Genomic DNA, 17,109 nt, shown 5'->3' on the forward strand with positions numbered 1-17,109 from the left:
CAAACAAAAACGGCGCCATCGTGAGATGGCGCCGTTTCGAAAGCTGCGTTGGCTCGAGACTTACTTGCGATCCTTGATCGCGACGTAGTCGCGGCGGGTGACGCCGGTGTAGAGCTGGCGCGGACGGCCGATCTTCTGCTGCGGATCCTCGATCATCTCGCTCCACTGGCTGATCCAGCCGACGGTGCGGGCGACCGCGAACAGCACGGTGAACATCGAGACCGGGAAGCCCATCGCCTTCAGCGTGATGCCCGAATAGAAGTCGACGTTCGGGTACAGCTTGCGATCGATGAAGTACTGGTCGCTGAGCGCGATCTTCTCGAGCTCGAGCGCCACCTTCAGCATCGGATCGTCGCCATGGCCGGTCTCCTTGAGCACGGCGTGACACATCTTCTGCATGATCTTGGCGCGCGGATCGTAGTTCTTGTAGACGCGGTGACCGAAGCCCATCAGGCGGACTTCGCTGTTCTTGTCCTTCACCTTGGCGATGAATTCCGGAATCTTGTCGACCGAACCGATCTCGGCGAGCATCGCGAGAGCGGCTTCGTTGGCGCCGCCATGCGCCGGGCCCCAGAGGCAGGCGATGCCGGCGGCGATGCAGGCGAACGGGTTGGCGCCGGAGGAGCCGGCGATGCGCACCGTCGAGGTCGAGGCGTTCTGCTCGTGGTCGGCGTGCAGGATGAAGATCTTGTCCAGCGCGTCAGCCAGCACAGGGTTGATCTTGTAGTCCTCGCACGGCACGGCGAAGCACATGTTGAGGAAGTTCTCGGCGAAGGAGAGCGAGTTCTTCGGATACACGAAGGGCTGACCAACCGTGTACTTGTAGGCCATCGCCGCCAGCGTCGGGATCTTCGCGATCATGCGCATGGAAGCGATCATGCGCTGCTTCGGATCGTTGATGTCGGTGGAGTCGTGATAGAACGCGGCGAGCGCGCCGACGGAGGCGACCATCACCGCCATCGGATGGGCGTCGCGGCGGAAGCCCTGGAAGAAGCGGGCCATCTGCTCGTGCACCATCGTGTGATGGATCACGCGGTCGTCGAAATCCTTCTTCTGCGCGGCGGTCGGCAGGTTCCCGTACAGCAGGAGATAGCAGGTCTCCAGGAAGTCGCCATTCTCGGCGAGCTGCTCGATCGGGTAGCCGCGGTATTCCAGCACGCCCGCGTCGCCGTCGATATAGGTGATCTTGGACTGGCAGCTCGCGGTGGAGGTGAAGCCGGGATCGTAAGTGAACAGCCCGGACTGGCCGTAGAGCTTGCCGATATCGATGACATCAGGCCCGACGCTGCCGCTGTGGATCGGGAGATCATAGTTCTTGTTTCCGACCGTCAGCGTGGCGGTCTTATTGCTTGCTTTTGCGTCCATCGTAGGTCCCCGATGTATGGTGAAACGGGCCGGACCCGGAAGGCCCCGATGAGTTGGCGGGGCAGGCCGGATGTTCCAGAAGGTACGGGTGAGATGGGTATATTATTGCTGTGTGCGCTGCAAGATGGCGCCGCGCATGCTCGACTTACGTCTAGCCTAGCCCTCGCCTAGTCCTTGGCCTGATCCTTGAGCCGGTCCAGACTTTCCTGGCGTCCCAGCACGTCCAGAACCTCAAATATACCAGGCGACGTGGTCCGTCCGGTCAGCGCCACCCGTAGCGGCTGGGCGACCGCGCCGAGCTTGAGACTATTTTCCTCGGCAAAGGCGCGCAGCGCGGCTTCCGCCGTGGACGCGCTCCAGGTCTCGACTTTCTCCAGCGCGGAATGAAGCTGGCCGATCAGCTTGCGGTTCTCCGGCGTCAGCAGAGCTGCCGCCTTCGGATCGAGCTCCAACGGCCGGTCGGCGAAGATGAAATAGGCGCTGTCGATCAGCTCGATCAGCGTCTTGGCGCGCTCCTTCAGGGCCGGCATGGCCTTCAGGAGCTGTGCGCGCGTGGTGTCGTTTAACTTGGCCTTAAGCTCGTCACGGCTCGGCACGACGTGGTCGAGCACGTCCTCGAACATCTTCACGAGTGATTGATCGTCGGCGTGGCGGATGTAATGGCCGTTGAGGTTTTCCAGCTTGGCGAAATCGAAGCGGGCCGCGGCGCGGCCGACGCTGGCGAGGTCGAACGCTGCGATCATCTCCTCGGTCGAGAATATCTCCTGGTCGCCATGGCTCCAGCCGAGCCGGACGAGGTAGTTGCGGAGCGCATCCGGGAGGTATCCCATGGCGCGGTAGGCATCGACGCCGAGCGCGCCGTGGCGCTTCGACAGCTTCGAGCCGTCCGGGCCATGGATCAGCGGGATGTGGGACATGCTCGGCAGCGCCCAGCCCATCGCGTCGTAGATCTGCTTCTGGCGGGCGGCGTTGATCAGATGATCGTCGCCGCGGATGACGTGGGTGACGCCCATGTCGTGGTCGTCGACCACCACCGCGAGCATGTAGGTCGGGTTGCCATCGCCGCGAAGCAGGACGAGGTCGTCGAGGTTCTCGTTCTGCCAGACCACGCGGCCCTGCACCTGGTCCTCGATCACGGTCTCGCCGGTCTGCGGCGCGCGCAGCCGGATGGTCGGCTTGACGTCGGACGGGGCGGTCGCGGGATCGCGGTCGCGCCATAGGCCGTCATAGAGGCGGGTGCGGCCCTCGGCGCGCGCCTTCTCGCGCATGGCGGTGAGCTCCTCGGCGGTGGCGTAGCAGCGATAGGCCTTGCCGTCGGCGAGCAGCTGCTCGGCGACCTCGCGGTGCCGGGCGGCGCGGCTGAACTGGTAGATGACGTCGCCATCCCAGCCGAGCTCGAGCCATTTCAGCCCGTCCAGAATCGCGCCGATCGCGGCCTCCGTGGAGCGCTCGCGGTCGGTGTCCTCGATCCGGAGCAGCATCTTGCCGCCATGCTTCTTCGCATAGAGCCAGTTGAACAGCGCCGTGCGGGCACCCCCGATGTGGAGGAAGCCGGTCGGGGAGGGAGCAAAGCGGGTGACGACGGGGGAGGTCATTCTTGGCAGGGCCTATGCATTGGAGGCGGTGGTATATAACAGGACCGGAGCATAACTAAAGCCCGGCGGCGGACCGCTAAAGGTCTCGCTTAAGCCCTTGGCTCAGCCAAGGGAATTTGGCAGAAGGACCGCTGATTTCCCTACAGGATTGACGTAATGACAGAACCGGTGGCGAACGAGGTTGGGCGCGATTTCATTCGTGACATCATCCAGGCCGACCTCGATCAGGCCAAGTACAAGGAGATCGTGACCCGGTTCCCGCCGGAGCCGAATGGCTATCTCCATATCGGCCACGCCAAGTCGATCGCACTCAATTTCGGCATCGCCCAGGAGTTTCCGGGCCGCTGCCATCTGCGCTTCGACGACACCAATCCGGTCAAGGAAGAGCAGGAATACATCGATTCCATCCAGGCCGATGTGCGCTGGCTCGGCTTCGACTGGGGCAAGAACCTGTTCTTTGCCTCGGACTATTTCGACCGCCTCTACGAATGGGCGGAGAAGCTGATCCGCGACGGGCTCGCCTATGTCGACGACCAGACACAGGAGGAGATCCGCACCTCCCGCGGCACGCTGACCGAGCCCGGCAAGAACTCGCCGTTCCGCGACCGCTCGGTGGAGGAGAATCTCGACCTGTTCCGGCGCATGAAGGCGGGCGAATTCCCCAACGGCGCGCGCGTGCTGCGGGCCAAGATCGACATGGCCGCGGGCAACATCAATCTGCGCGATCCCGTGCTCTATCGCATCCTGCATGCACATCATCCGCGCACCGGCACCAAGTGGAGCATCTATCCGAGCTACGACTATGCCCACGGCCAGTCGGACGCGATCGAGGGCATCACGCATTCGATCTGCACGCTGGAGTTCGAGGACCACCGGCCGCTCTATGACTGGTTCATCGACAAGCTGCCGGTTCCGTCGAAGCCGCACCAGTACGAGTTCGCACGGCTGAACCTGACCTACACGCTGCTGTCCAAGCGCGTGCTGACCCAGCTCGTCCGCGAGGGCCACGTCGCGGGCTGGGACGATCCGCGCATGCCGACCATGGCGGGGATGCGCCGCCGCGGCGTGCCGCCGGCCGCGCTGCGCGAATTCGTCAAGCGTATCGGCGTCGCCAAGGCCAACAGCGTGGTCGACGTCGGCATGCTGGAGTTCTGCATCCGCGAGGAGCTGAACCGCACCGCGCAGCGCCGCATGGCGGTGCTGAAGCCACTGAAGGTCGTGATCGAGAACTATCCGGAAGGGCAGACGGAAGAGCTCGAGGCGATCAACCACCCCGACGATCCCTCCGCCGGGACGCGCAAGATCACGTTCGGCCGTGAGCTCTATATCGAGCAGGACGACTTCATGGAGAACCCGCCGAAGAAGTTCTTCCGCCTGTCGCCGGGTAACGAAGTGCGGCTGCGCTACGCCTATTTCGTCAAGTGCACCGGCGTGATCAAGAACGACGCCGGCGAGGTGGTGGAGCTGCGCTGCACCTATGATCCCGCCACCAAGGGCGGCAACGCGCCCGACGGCCGCAAGGTCAAGGCGACCATGCACTGGCTGCCGGCGGCAGCGTCGAAGCCTGCGGAGATCCGCATCTACAACCAGCTGTTCGCCAATCCGAGCCCGGACGCCTCGAACTTCGCGGCCGACCTCAATCCGCAGTCGCTGGAGATCCTCAGCGACGCGCGGGTCGAGGCATCGGTGGCCGAAAGCAATGCGACCGAGCCGATGCAGTTCGAGCGCCAGGGCTATTTCGTCCGCGACAAGGACTCGACGCCCGGCAAGCCGGTGTTTTCGCGCACCATCGGCCTGCGCGACACCTTTGCGAAGGAAGTCGCGAAGGGTTGAGGCAGGCATGAGCAGTGAAGCCGACGCCATCGTTTCCGCCATCATCGCGAAATGGTGCGCCGGCTTCGCGACGCTCGATGCCGCCGCGCTGTCGTCGCTCTATGCGAAGAACGCGTTCTTCTTCGGCTCCAATCCAAAGCTCTATCTGGGCAGGCACGGCGTTGCCGATTATTTCAACGGCCTGCCGCGCTGGCGCAGGCCAAGCGCGGTGTTTTCCGAGGTGAACGCGGCGCAGGCCGGCCCTGACCTGATCAACATGGCCGCGACCATCTCGTTCGATCTCGCCGGCGAGCGGGACGATCTCGTCGTCAAGATGAGCTGGGTCATCATCCGCGAGGACGGCGACTGGAAGATCGTCAATCATCACGCCTCGTCGAAGGCGCCGTTGATCTAGCGGCTCGCCGCACACGCCATCGTCATTCCGGCGATAGCAACGAACGCGCCGCAAGCACGTTGTGCGGGTCCAGAAGAGGATCCCACCATGCAGAACATCGCAGAGCATATGGAAGTCATCGGCGCCGACGGCGTCCATGTCGGCACCGTCGACAAGGTCGAGGGCCACCGGATCAAGCTGACCAAGAAGGACAGCGGCGAGGGCCGCCACAAGGGCCACCATCACTTCATCGACAAGGGCCTCATCGCCGGTGTCGAGGGCAACAAGGTCCGGCTGTCCGCCAAGGCTGACGTCGCCGTGACGATGGAAGAGGAAAAGTAGGGGCTGACACGCCTCGTTCCTGATCCGTTCCGCTTTTCGCCTGCCTGCTCGTTCCGGTAGCCTCGGTTCCCGTCGCGTATCGTAAGGTGCAGGGGAATGGCGGAGCCAGGCCGGCCGCAGCGTGCCTCGCAGGGGATCGCCGGGACTTGGCCGACGGGCCGAACCGCGCAGGCCGGTGGCTTCGTGCCGGCGGGCTCTGGCCTTTGGCCCGTGCTCGTCGAGACGCTGCGCGAATGGGCGCGCGCCGAGGCCGGCGCCGGGCGGCTGCTGCCTTGGGTGCCTGTCGCGTTCGGCGGTGGTATCGCGCTGTACTTTGCCGCCGATCACGAGCCGGTGCTGTGGGTCGCCGCAGTCACGGCGATGGTATTCGCGCTCTCTGCGGTCCTGTTGCGGCGGAGCCGGCTGTTCGCGCCGGCGCTTCTGATCGCGGCGGTTGCCGCCGGCTTTGCCATGGCGACCTGGAAGACGGCGCGGATCGCACACACGGTGCTGGCAAAGCCGCTCTATTCGGTGTCGCTGTCGGGCTTCGTCGAGACCCGCGACATCCGTGAGCGCACCGACCGGTTCGTGCTGCGCGTCACCGCGATGGAGGCGCAACGCAGTGACGTCAAGCTGGAGCGCGTGCGCCTGTCGGTGCGCAAGGGGACGGCGCCCGAGGTCGGCAGCTTCGTGCAGTTGAAGGCGCGGCTGATGCCGCCGATCTCGCCGGTGCGCCCCGGCAGCTATGATTTCTCCCGCGACATGTTTTTCCAGGGCATCGGCGCCTCCGGCTTCGTGATGGGGGCGATCACGGCATCGGTGCCAGCGGATACCGGCGGCTTGCGGCTGCGCTATGCCGCCTTCATGCAGGGCCTGCGCGATGCGATCGACGCGCGCATCCGGGCGACACTCGAGGGCGACAACCGCGCGATCGCGACCGCGCTGCTGACGGGGCGGCGCGACGCAATCAGCACGCCCGTCAACGATGCGATGTTTGTCTCGGGGCTCGGCCATGTGCTCTCGATCTCCGGCTATCACATGGCGGTCGTCGCCGGTGTCGTGTTCTTCGCGGTGCGCGCGCTGCTCGCTCTGATCCCGGGACTGGCGGTCGGCTTTGCCATCAAGAAATGGTCGGCGGCAGCCGCACTCGTCGCAGCCGCGTTCTATCTGCTGCTGTCGGGCGCAGAGGTTGCGACGCAACGCTCGTTCTTCATGACCGCGGTGGTGCTGATCGCCGTCATGGTCGACCGCCGCGCCATCACCTTCCGCACGCTGGCCGTGGCCGCCCTGATCGTGCTCGCGGTCGCGCCGGAGGCGCTGGTGCATCCGAGCTTCCAGATGTCGTTTGCGGCAACGCTCGGGCTGGTGGCGCTGGTGCAGATCGGCATGCCTAACCTGTTTGCATCCCCGGATCATTCGGCGACCGCGCGCATTGCGATGTGGGGCGGCCGCGAGATCGCGATGCTGTTCCTGGCCTCGCTGATCGCGGGGCTTGCGACCACGCCCTATGCCGCCTTTCACTTCCACCGCGTCACACCGTTCGGCGTGCTCGCCAATCTCGGGGCGATGCCGGTGGTTTCGGCGCTGGTGATGCCGGCGGGACTCCTCGGATTGCTCGCGGCACCGTTCGGACTTGACGGCGTGTTCTGGTGGCTGATGGGGATCGGCATCGACTGGATGGTCGCGGTATCGCGCTGGGTGGCGGCGCTGCCGGGCGCCGTCGGCCGCATTCCGGCTTTCGGCATTGTGCCGCTGGTCGCGGCCAGTCTCGGCATCATTATCATGGGCCTGCTGCGCACGCCGCTGCGCTGGTCGGGCGCGCTGGTGCTGCTCGCTGCGATCCTCTGGGGGCTGTCGGTGCGGCAACCCGACATCCTGATCGCCGGCGACGGCCAGAGCGTCGCGGTGCGGGGCAGGGACGGGCACCTGCATCTGATCCGGGCGAGCAAGGACAGTTTTCTGCTGAAGCAGTGGCTCGCTGCCGACGCCGATCCGCGCGACGCCGGCAGCGCCTCGCTGGCCGACGGCGTATCGTGCGACGAGGCCGGCTGCGTGACGCCGCTCGCCGACGGGCGTCTGGTCACGCTGGCCTTGCGCATCGACGCGCTGGCGGACGATTGCAGCCGGGCAGCGCTGGTGGTGACGGCCCGGCCGGCGCCACCGGATTGCACGGCGATGGTGGTCGACCGGCAGCGTCTCGCCGCGCAAGGCGCGCTCGCGCTGACGCGGCGCGGCGACGGCTTTGCGGTTCAGGCGGTGAAAGCGCGCGGTACCGACCGCCCGTGGTCGCCGGCAACCGCCGGCGAGGGCGATTTCGGTACGAGCCTTGCGCCGCAGGCGGCAGCGCCGCGCAACCGGGACGCAACGCCGTCCGAGGCGGACTTGCAGGCGGACGACTGAGCGGATCGGCTACAGGTACCAGGTCAGCACGGCGTCGAGCCCGGCGGCCCCGATCACGGGCAGGGCCACCATCTGGCTCAGTCCGGCTGCGCGGGCCTCTGCGGCGGAGATCGAGCTGTCATGCGCGAGATCGTCGTTGAGTGCGGGCATGCCGGTGGCCCAGGCGCCGCCGATGCTGCCGTCGCCCCTGGCAATGGATTTGTCCGCGTAGAGCGCGGCAAGATCGGTCTGCGCGCTGCAATCGCCGGCGTGAAAGACCAGCGCTGAGCGGGCCTCGTTCGGGACCCAGATCTCGAAGCGTCGCGCAATGGGCGTTGCCTGCGCGGAGAGGAAGGTCAGCACCCAGGTCTGGTCGGTGCCGGTCCGGTAGGGCACGCCGACGCCGAGATTGATCCCGACTTCGGCAGCGTCTTCCCAGCGCAGAAAACTCCGGGCGTTGTGCAGGTCCTTGATGATCAGCGGCAGGCCCGCTTTCCAGGTGCGGCCGGGCAGGCCGAAGCCGCGCGGAAACCTGGTGTGGCGGGAGTTGAACTCGAACATCTCGGCGGTGCCATAGTAGCCGTCGACGAGCCCCATCTCGTGGGAGATGTCAGGGTCGTTGTGCCAGAGCTCGATCGCGCCGACATGCGCCTCGTCGTCGCCGCAGAACAGCACCATGACGGCCTGCAGGAATTCGCCTGAGAATACCGGCACCGCGACGCCGCAGGTGAGGCCAGCCGCGAGCGCCTGATCGGTCCGCTTGAAATAGGAGTTGGCGAACTTGGTGAGGATCACGGGGTGGCCGCTGGCCCAGGCCTTGCCGGGAAGGCCCTCGTCGTATCCGAAGCGCAAATCCTCGCTCACGGCCTTGAACGCGGACAGGCCTTCGCCGTAGAGGCCGCCGCCGAATTCCAGCCGCGTGCGCGTCCGGTCAGGCACCCAGAGTTCAACGACCCGAATGAAGGTTTTCATCGACCGTGCCCGCCGCCTCATGCCCAAGACACCAGCCGAGACAGCATCGGCCATTTGCCTGCGGAACGGGCGTTCAAAATTCAGGCAGGGCCGCGCAAACTTCGTGCGACGGGGAGGTGCGGGGCAGATCTCGGCGGACTGGATTCTCGGGACACAAACCACACCATCTCGCCGGCCACGGCCGGCGATGGCAATTTCAATCCTGGCTCCGACCCGTGGGCCGGGGGCGCTATCTCAACCGATCGGCAGGCGGGTGATCGTCGGCCTGTCGGCGATGATCTGCGGCTTGTGTTCGCGCTCGCCGACCGGCTGGGTCACCGGCAATTGCAGCACGGTCGCGCGCTGGCCTTCGACCAGCTGGGTCACCAGCACGTATTTGCCGTCGGGGAATTCGATCGCGTCGTGATGACGATCGGGAATGTGCGGATCGATCTTGCCGAACTTGCCGACGCGTGAGTTGATCGTGCGCGTCCAGATCCAGCGATTGTCGTAGCGGACGTTGTCGGCGAAGGCGAGCTCCGTTCCCGGCAGCAGGCAGACCGCGACGGACATGTCGGCCTCGGAGGCGAAGCCACGCGTCGAGGTGCCACGGAAGGTTGTCGTGACGATCGTCTCGCCGACCTCTGCGGGGCGCGTCGCGACGGCGTGCAGGCTGTAGTCACACATCGGGTGCTCCTCATTCGGAGATAGCAACCCGCGTCTCTTCCGAGGCGCAGGCCTCTATCAGAGTGGAAGCCCCCAAGCTCTGCTTGGTTGTAGGCAAATCTGCGGCTTGGGTCCGCAGGCTGCCATCACAATATCTTTTTCAAATGCATTGGGAACAAAGCCCACTCCCGTGCATTTCGCGTGCTTCTCCGTCAGCGACCAGCAGGTGCCGACCAGCCTGAATACGGCCAGACCGGTTGCGACGGCTGCGCGACGGCGTTGCGGGCATTGCGGAATTGTTCGCTGGTCATTGCCGGCGACGTCTTGCGGGAATGGTGCGATGGAGCAGCGAAGGCTTGCGACGCCGATGCTGCGATCAGCGCTATCGTGACTGTGCTCAAGACGATCTTGCGCATGGTTGTCTCCCCGGTTTGCGCACAGGCCCGCGAAGCGATGAGTGCTTCGTTGCGGCGCGCCGAGGATCTAGCGCTGGAGAGGTGGCCGGATAATCTGTGCAAAACCAGAAAGACTATCCAGCCGGAGCGGACAATCGTCCGCTCCAATTGCTCGGGTGTGGTTGCCGACTGCCGCCGCGCGGACGGTTCAGTACTTCCGGTAAAGGCCGATCAGCTTGCCCTGAATCTTCACCCGATTGGGCGGCAGGATGCGGACCTCATAGGCCGCATTGGCGGGCTCGAGCGCAATCGAGGCGCCGCGGCGGCGGAAGCGCTTCAGCGTTGCCTCCTCGTCATCGATCAGCGCCACGACGATGTCGCCGGTGTCGGCAGTCTCGTTGCGCTGGATCAGCGCCATGTCGCCGTCGAGGATGCCGGCTTCGACCATCGAATCGCCGCGCACTTCGAGCGCGTAATGCTCGCCCGAGCCGAGCATGTCAGGCGGTACGCTGATCGTGTGGCTGCGGGTCTGCAACGCTTCGATCGGCGTGCCGGCCGCGATGCGGCCCATGACAGGTACCGCGACGGGGCGCTCGCCGTCGTCCACGGGCGCGCTGGAGCTCGTTCGCACCTTGCCGAGATTGCCTTCGATGACGCTCGGCGTGAAGCCGCGACGACTGCCGGCGGCGGCCTGGAGCTCGGGCAGCTTGATGACTTCAATCGCGCGGGCGCGATTGGGCAGTCGCCGAATGAAGCCACGCTCCTCCAGTGCGGTGATCAGGCGATGGATGCCCGATTTCGAGCGCAGGTCGAGCGCGTCCTTCATCTCGTCGAAGGAGGGCGGCACGCCGCTTTCCTTCAGACGCTCACTGATGAACCGCAGAAGCTCGTATTGTTTGCGCGTTAGCATCTCGACCAAAGTCCCCCGGTTGATGTCGTTCGATTCCGAGACGTTCAATTCAGCGATAAGCCGCTAGATGCTCGAAACAAATCATGAACGGACACTATATGTTCGATACATGTTCCGCAACTGCTTAATTTACCGTGAACGCGACAAAGTTCGCGGAACGCACGTGTCCGCAGCGTTCAGACGGGCAGCAGCAGCACCTCGCAAGGCGAGCCGGCCTCGGCCTTCGGCGCGAACGGCGCGCGCACGAGAAGTGCCTGTGCCGCAGCGAGATTCGCAAGCAGCGAGGAATCCTGGTTATTGACGGGAAGGGCGACGAGCGTGCCGTCGTCGCGGCGCTCCAGGCGCGCGCGCAGATAGTCTTCGCGCTGGTCATTGGCTCCGACATCGCGGCCGAGCACGGCGCGCTCGCGACGGTGATGAATCATCTGTTGGCCCGACAGAGCGCGAATCAGAGGCACCATGAACAGGAAGGCGCACACATAGGAGGACACGGGATTGCCGGGCAGGCCGATCACGCGCATCGGCCCCAACCGCCCGTGCATCATCGGCTTGCCCGGCCGCATCGCGATCTTCCAGAACGCCATCGCGATACCTTCGTCCCTCAGCGCCTGCTGGACCAGATCGTGGTCGCCTACCGAGGCACCGCCGGTGGTGATCAGGATGTCGGCGCCGCTCTCGCGGGCACGGCGGATGCCGGCCGTGGTGGCTGCCAGCGTATCGGCGGCCACACCGAGGTCGATGGTATCTGCGCCCTCCTGGCGGGCGAGGGCGTGCAGGGCATAGCCGTTGGAATAGACGATCTGGCCGGGACCCGGCGTTGAGCCCGGCATCACCAGCTCGTCGCCGGTGGCGAGGATCGCAACCTTCGGGCGGCGACGGACGGGCAGGTGCGGGTGGTTCATCCCGGCGGTGAGGGCGAGGTCGCGCTCGGTGAGCCTGATACCCTTGCGCAGCAGCACGTCGCCTTCGCGGAAATCGACGCCGGCAGGGCGGATGTGCCGACCGGCGATAGCGGCTTCCTTGATCGTGATGTGCTTGCCCTCGGCGACCGTGTCCTCCTGGATCACGACCGCGTCCGCGCCAGCGGGAACGACGCCGCCGGTGAAGATGCGCATCGCTTGGCCGGCACCGACCGATCCCGCAAACGGCCGGCCCGCCGCGACCTCGCCGATCACCGTGAGCTGCGTGCCGACCGTGGCCGCATCGGCCGCCCGCACCGCATATCCGTCCATCGCCGACATCGCCTCCGGCGGCTGCGTACGCCGCGCCGCGATGTCGCGCGCGAGCACGCGGTGGAACGCGTCGTTGAGGCAGACCATCTCTTCGGACAACGGCTCTGCGTCCGCCAGCACCGCGGCAAGCGCGTCAGAAACCGGCATCAAGGCCACGGGAAAACTCCTGCTCGACACGTTCGGACGAATGTTCCGCGAGTCTTCTACCCGAGCGCGGGCGCAGAGGCAAAAACAGCGGCATGGCGGGATGATTCATCCCGCAGCTTCCGCCTGGTATCGAGGGGTGACGTGTCAGAACCGGCGCGGCATGGTCCGAACGACGAGAAGAACCGGCACGAGGGTGACCACGGCAATCACGAGAATGACGAGAGCCGCGGCCAGCACCGGTCAACTCCTCGCTGGTTCGTCCGGACTGACGTCAGGAGCCTTGGGGCCTTGGTCCTTGTCGGGCAGCGGATCGGCCTGCGATTTCAGGTCGGCGGCCTTGCTGATCAGTTTGGCGGAAAGGTCAGAATCCGAAGTCGTTCTGGCGAATTCAAGCAGGAGAGAGGCCTGTTTGGTGAGGTAGGTCTTGCCCAACACGATGATGCGTCCGTCCGTAGAAGTCCCAACGGACTCAAGAGTCCGGAAGCAGGCATTCCGTTCCCGGAACTCTGTATAAAAATGTACAAAGTGACTTGGTTCCTCGTCTCGCGGCCAAATCGGTTCCGGGGAACTCGCCGGTTTCCACCCGCAGGACGATGTATCTCGATCAGATTCCGAGCGCTTTGAGCGCTTCTCCGACGTCGCGGGGCGAGGTCACGTGCACCGCGATCAATCCGCGCGCCCGGGCTCCCTCGATGTTCTCGGCGAGGTCGTCGAAGAATAGGATCCGGTTCGCCGGCACGCCCATCGCGGCGACGACATGGTCGAAGGCCTCCGCGTCCGGTTTGCGCAGGCCGATGCTGGAGGACAAATAGAGCTCGCGGAAATGGCCGAGCAGGTCGGCATACTCCTTCGAGAAGTAGTCCACATGCGGCTGGTTGGTGTTGGAGAAGGCATAAAGCGGCATCTGCCGGGCGGCGCGCGGCAACAGCTCCGCGATATCGGGCATCTCGCCGGCGAAGATCGCATTCCATCCCTCCAGGAACTGCGCGTCCGAAATGCCGATCCCGAGCGAAGCACGTAGCGAGGCGAAATAATCCTCGTCGCTGATCTTGCCGACCTCGTGCAGCCGGTAGGCCTCGTCACGCACATAGCGTGCGACGATGGCTTCGGGCTCGCAGCCGGCATGTCCTGCCCAGCAGGCGATCGCCTTGGAGAAATCGATGTCGAGCACCACGCGCCCGAGATCGAACAGCAGCGCATCCGCGCTGCCGGGAGAGAGCGAGGTCATTGCATCCTTTCAGGTCAGTATCGGTAAGGCTCGTGGTCGAACAGCGGGAACGCGCTGAACACGCCCGGCGCATTCGTCGCGGTGGCGGGGTGCAGGCAGGATTTGTCGACCTCGGCGAATGAGGTGGCGCCCAACAGGCCGAGACAGCGCAGCACCTCGTCTTCCAGCAACTCCAGCATCCGCGTTACGCCGGTTTCGCCGGCCGCCGCCAGCGCCCAGCATTGCAGCCGGCCGATGCCGACGAGGTCGGCGCCCGCCGCGATCGCCTTGACGATGTCGGTGCCGCGGCAGAAGCCGCCGTCGACCATGATCCTGGCGCGCCCCTTCACCGCCTCGACGATTTCAGGCAGCACATGCATGGCACCGCGTCCATGATCGAGCTGGCGACCGCCGTGGTTGGAGACGTAGATCCATTCGACGCCGTGGTCGACCGCGATCAGCGCGTCCTCGGCGGTGGCAATGCCCTTGAGGATCAGGGGGATCTTGAACTTGTCCTTGATCATCTTCACGGTCCGCCACTCCAGGCCCTTCTGGAAATCGCCGCCGGTGGCGCGCAGCCGGCTCTCGCGAACGTAACGCTTGGCGATGTCACGTTCGCGACGGCTGTAATGGGCGGTGTCGACGGTCAGGCAGAAGGCGGCGTAGCCGTGCTTGACCGCACGGCTGACGACATCCGTGACGAAGTCATCGTCGCCGCGGACATAGAGCTGGAACAGGCGTAGCGCATCGGGGGCGGCTTCGGCGGTCTTCTCGAGGCCGGGCTCGGTCACCGAGCTCAACATGTGCGCCGCACCGAACGCGCCGGCACCGCGCACGACGCTGGCAGCCCCCTGCGGATCGAAGACTTCGAGCGCGCCGACCGGCGCGAGCACCACCGGCAGCCGCATCCTGCGGCCGAACTGCTCGACGGAGCCATCGACCTTGCTGACGTCCCGCAGCACGCGCGGGCGGAAGGCGATCTCGTCCAGCGCCATGCGGTTGCGGCGCATCGTGGTCTCGGTCTCGGCGGCGCCGACGATATAGTCCCAGGCGTTCTGGTTGAGGTTGGCGCGCGCCTTTTTGATGAATTCGTGCAGATTCTGGAACGGCTCGTTGCTGGCGCCGAGTTCGACGTTCCTTTCCGGCCGGATGCGGGGTGCTTCGTTCATTATTGTCCTCCCGAGAATTTGAAGCCTTGTCTCATCGCCTAACCCGTCCAGCTGCCCAAAACCATCCTAAAATCGCATGGCTGCGAGGCGTGGGTCGGCCGGACCGATTGCCGCTCCTCGCGAAACGGTTTCGGAACGTTGCCAAAAGTTTAGATCCGGGCGAAGGGATTTTTGCGGTGTACCCGCCGGCGTGGCAGCCCGGCCTTGAAGAAACCAGAATGGTATTGTGAGAAGCGGGCTGGATCGCCATTTGCATGGCGGCTTCCAAGCCCCGAGTGAACTGTCCCAGAACCGCCAAGCAAAAAGGTCGGCCTATCCATGCGGAAATCCCTGCTGTTCCCCCTGGGCGCGCTCACCGGAGCGTGTCTGACCCTTTTGGTAGCCAGTCCGCACGGCGGCGTATGGGCGGCACGGGCGGCGGCGAGCGCGGATGACGCTTACTCCCAACTCAACCTGTTCGGCGAAGTCTTCGAGCGGGTGAAGGCGAGCTATGTCGAGAAACCCGACAATGCCAAGCTGATCGAAGGCGCGATCACCGGCATGGTGACCTCGCTCGATCCGCATTCGCGCTACATGAACGACAAGGCCTGGACCGAGATGCAGGAGACCACCTCCGGCGAGTTCGGCGGGCTCGGCATCGAGGTCACGATGGAGGAGGGCCTCGTCAAGGTCGTCTCGCCGATCGACGACACGCCGGCGTCCAAGGCCGGCATCATGTCCGGCGACCTCATCAGCAAGATCGATGGCGATGCCGTGCAGGGCATGACGCTCGAGCAGGCCGTCAACAAGATGAAGGGCCCGGTCGACACCCAGACCAAGCTCACCATCGTGCGCAAGGGCGCGGACGCCCCGCTCGATGTCGCGATCAAGCGCGAGATCATCCATGTGCGGCCCGTCCGCTTCCACGTCGAGAACGGCGATATCGGCTATATCCGCGTCACCTCGTTCAACGAGCAGACCACCGACGGCCTGAAGAAGGCGATCGCGGCGATCTCCAAGGAGATCCCGCAGGAGAAGCTCGCGGGCTATGTGATGGACCTGCGCAACAATCCGGGCGGCCTGCTCGACCAGGCCGTGTCGGTGTCGAGCGCGTTCCTGCAGCGCGGCGAGGTGGTCTCGACCCGCGGCCGCAATCCGGAAGAAACCCAGCGCTTCACCGCGCATGGCGGCGACCTCACCAAGGGCAAGCCGCTGGTCATTCTGGTCAATGGCGGCTCGGCTTCGGCCTCGGAGATCGTGGCCGGCGCGCTGCATGATCACAAGCGCGCCACGATCATCGGCACGCGCTCGTTCGGCAAGGGCTCGGTGCAGACCATCATTCCGCTCGGCGCCGGCAACGGCGCGCTGGCGCTGACCACGGCGCGCTACTACACGCCCTCGGGCCGCTCGATCCAGGCCCAGGGCATCGCGCCCGACATCGAGATCCTGCAGGACGTGCCGCCCGAGCTGAAGGGCCGGATGGACACCATGGCGGAGTCCCAGATGCGCGGCCATTTGCAGGCTGCCGACGGCACCGAGCAGACCGGATCGCAGTCCTACGTCCCGCCGGAAGAGAAGGACGACAAGGCCCTGCACGCGGCCTACGACTTCCTGCACGGCGTCACCGCGAACGCGGTTGCCGCCAAGCCCGCGCCGAAGGCTGCGGTGCCGAACTAAGTCTTACGGCGTCCAGACAATCGCCCGGGAGTGGATCGCCGCTCCCGGGCGAATTCGTTTTGGGACGCTGTCTCAGCTCGGGTTCATCGCTGCAAAGGTCGCCTCGTAGCGGCCGTCGCGCTCGGCCCAGCGGCGGTCGCGGTCGCGTTCGACCAGCACCTCATCGTGGGGATGAACGCGCAGCTCCAGCAATTGCATGACCTCCGCGATGTAGGCGGGAAGCGGCATGGCGCGGGAATCGCTCGCCTGTTGCGTACCTGTCAGTTCGGTCTGCACATAAGGCGGCGTAAGCTCCAGCACCTCGACCGGGATCTTGCCGAGCTGATGCCGCAGCGACTGGAGCCAGGAATGCAGGAACGCCTTGCTGGCGCAGTAGGCCGGGAAATCTGCGCGAGGCACGAAGGCGAGGTTCGAACTGGTTGCGATGATCGTCGCGTTCGGCTGCCCTTTCAGGAGCGGCAGGAACGCTGCCGTCACGCGCAGCACACCGAGAATATTGGTCTCGACGATCGCTTCCGCGTCCGCGGAATTCCAACCGTCTGCCGTCATGTCCTCCGGACGCGAGATGCCGGCGTTGGCGATCAGCACATTAAGCTCGGGACAGCGTTCGCGCATTTCAGCCGACAGGCGCGGCAGGCTGGAGGGATCGTCGAGGTCGAGCGGCAGGCCGATCACGCCGGGGCGCTCAGCGGTGATCTGATCGAGCAGGGCCTGCCGTCGTCCTGCGATGATGACGCGGTTGCCGCGGTCGTGGAAAGCCTCGGCCAGGGCACGGCCGATGCCGCTGGTGCCGCCGGTGATGAGGATCGTGTTGCCAGTCATCTTCATGGTTGCCTCTCAATGGAGTTGAGAGCCACGGCAACCCAGGAAATCCCAGTGGTGAGCCATCCGGCAGGACAGCAAACATCGC

General features: G+C 65.3%; 16 protein-coding genes. 5 read left to right on the top strand and 11 right to left on the bottom strand.

Annotated features, from left to right (window positions below; genetic code table 11):
- Positions 1–60: 60 nt before the first annotated feature.
- Both gltA and gltX read right to left on the bottom strand, forming a co-directional pair.
- Positions 61–1,365 (bottom strand): citrate synthase, encoded by a 1,305-nt coding sequence (gltA, locus tag AC1RUR_RS28365; RefSeq protein WP_492850155.1) that lies wholly within the window; start codon positions 1,363–1,365, stop codon positions 61–63.
- Positions 1,366–1,532: 167 nt separating this feature from the next.
- On the bottom strand, positions 1,533–2,960 hold the full coding sequence (gene gltX, locus AC1RUR_RS28370) for a glutamate--tRNA ligase (RefSeq protein ID WP_492850157.1): 1,428 nt from the start codon (positions 2,958–2,960) through the stop codon (positions 1,533–1,535).
- A gap of 156 nt (positions 2,961–3,116) precedes the next feature.
- Between gltX and AC1RUR_RS28375 the strand changes: the two genes are divergently transcribed.
- The 4 genes from AC1RUR_RS28375 to AC1RUR_RS28390 all read left to right on the top strand — a co-directional run bounded on the left by AC1RUR_RS28375 (position 3,117) and on the right by AC1RUR_RS28390 (position 7,887).
- Positions 3,117–4,793, top strand: a complete 1,677-nt coding sequence (locus AC1RUR_RS28375) for a glutamine--tRNA ligase/YqeY domain fusion protein (protein ID WP_492850159.1) — start codon at positions 3,117–3,119, stop codon at positions 4,791–4,793.
- Positions 4,794–4,800: 7 nt separating this feature from the next.
- Entirely contained in the window at positions 4,801–5,187 is a 387-nt protein-coding gene (locus tag AC1RUR_RS28380; protein WP_492850161.1) for a nuclear transport factor 2 family protein, read from the top strand.
- Positions 5,188–5,274: 87 nt separating this feature from the next.
- Entirely contained in the window at positions 5,275–5,508 is a 234-nt protein-coding gene (locus AC1RUR_RS28385) for a DUF2171 domain-containing protein (protein ID WP_492850163.1), read from the top strand.
- Between the two features lie 96 nt (positions 5,509–5,604).
- Positions 5,605–7,887 carry a ComEC/Rec2 family competence protein gene (locus AC1RUR_RS28390; RefSeq protein WP_492850165.1) on the top strand — a complete coding sequence of 761 codons (2,283 nt, stop codon included), beginning with the start codon at positions 5,605–5,607 and terminating at the stop codon, positions 7,885–7,887.
- Between the two features lie 9 nt (positions 7,888–7,896).
- Here the strand turns inward: AC1RUR_RS28390 and AC1RUR_RS28395 are convergent, their stop codons facing one another.
- From AC1RUR_RS28395 to AC1RUR_RS28430, 8 genes are all read right to left on the bottom strand, one after another.
- Positions 7,897–8,838: a GAF domain-containing protein gene (locus tag AC1RUR_RS28395; RefSeq protein ID WP_492850167.1), complete on the bottom strand. Its 942-nt coding sequence runs from the start codon at positions 8,836–8,838 to the stop codon at positions 7,897–7,899.
- 234 nt (positions 8,839–9,072) lie between these two features.
- On the bottom strand, positions 9,073–9,504 hold the full coding sequence (locus tag AC1RUR_RS28400) for a hypothetical protein (RefSeq protein ID WP_492850169.1): 432 nt from the start codon (positions 9,502–9,504) through the stop codon (positions 9,073–9,075).
- A gap of 191 nt (positions 9,505–9,695) precedes the next feature.
- Complete coding sequence (locus AC1RUR_RS28405) at positions 9,696–9,899, bottom strand: hypothetical protein (RefSeq protein ID WP_492850171.1); 204 nt, start codon at positions 9,897–9,899, stop codon at positions 9,696–9,698.
- A gap of 187 nt (positions 9,900–10,086) precedes the next feature.
- Positions 10,087–10,788 (bottom strand): transcriptional repressor LexA, encoded by a 702-nt coding sequence (gene lexA, locus AC1RUR_RS28410; protein ID WP_492850173.1) that lies wholly within the window; start codon positions 10,786–10,788, stop codon positions 10,087–10,089.
- Positions 10,789–10,964: 176 nt separating this feature from the next.
- Positions 10,965–12,176 (bottom strand): molybdopterin molybdotransferase MoeA, encoded by a 1,212-nt coding sequence (locus AC1RUR_RS28415; protein ID WP_492850175.1) that lies wholly within the window; start codon positions 12,174–12,176, stop codon positions 10,965–10,967.
- 231 nt (positions 12,177–12,407) lie between these two features.
- Positions 12,408–12,602 (bottom strand): hypothetical protein, encoded by a 195-nt coding sequence (locus AC1RUR_RS28420; RefSeq protein ID WP_492850177.1) that lies wholly within the window; start codon positions 12,600–12,602, stop codon positions 12,408–12,410.
- Positions 12,603–12,771: 169 nt separating this feature from the next.
- Positions 12,772–13,395: an HAD family hydrolase gene (locus tag AC1RUR_RS28425; protein ID WP_492850179.1), complete on the bottom strand. Its 624-nt coding sequence runs from the start codon at positions 13,393–13,395 to the stop codon at positions 12,772–12,774.
- Positions 13,396–13,409: 14 nt separating this feature from the next.
- The gene (locus AC1RUR_RS28430; RefSeq protein WP_492850181.1) at positions 13,410–14,543 is read right to left on the bottom strand and encodes an alpha-hydroxy acid oxidase; all 1,134 of its coding nucleotides are present in this window, start codon (positions 14,541–14,543) and stop codon (positions 13,410–13,412) included.
- 318 nt (positions 14,544–14,861) lie between these two features.
- On the opposite strand from AC1RUR_RS28430, the gene AC1RUR_RS28435 reads away from it, so the two are divergent.
- On the top strand, positions 14,862–16,199 hold the full coding sequence (locus AC1RUR_RS28435) for a S41 family peptidase (protein WP_492850183.1): 1,338 nt from the start codon (positions 14,862–14,864) through the stop codon (positions 16,197–16,199).
- Between the two features lie 72 nt (positions 16,200–16,271).
- Here the strand turns inward: AC1RUR_RS28435 and AC1RUR_RS28440 are convergent, their stop codons facing one another.
- Positions 16,272–17,027, bottom strand: a complete 756-nt coding sequence (locus AC1RUR_RS28440; protein ID WP_492850185.1) for an SDR family oxidoreductase — start codon at positions 17,025–17,027, stop codon at positions 16,272–16,274.
- Positions 17,028–17,109: the final 82 nt, after the last annotated feature.

The organism is Bradyrhizobium sp. GW821-FHT12B03, from assembly GCF_058807535.1.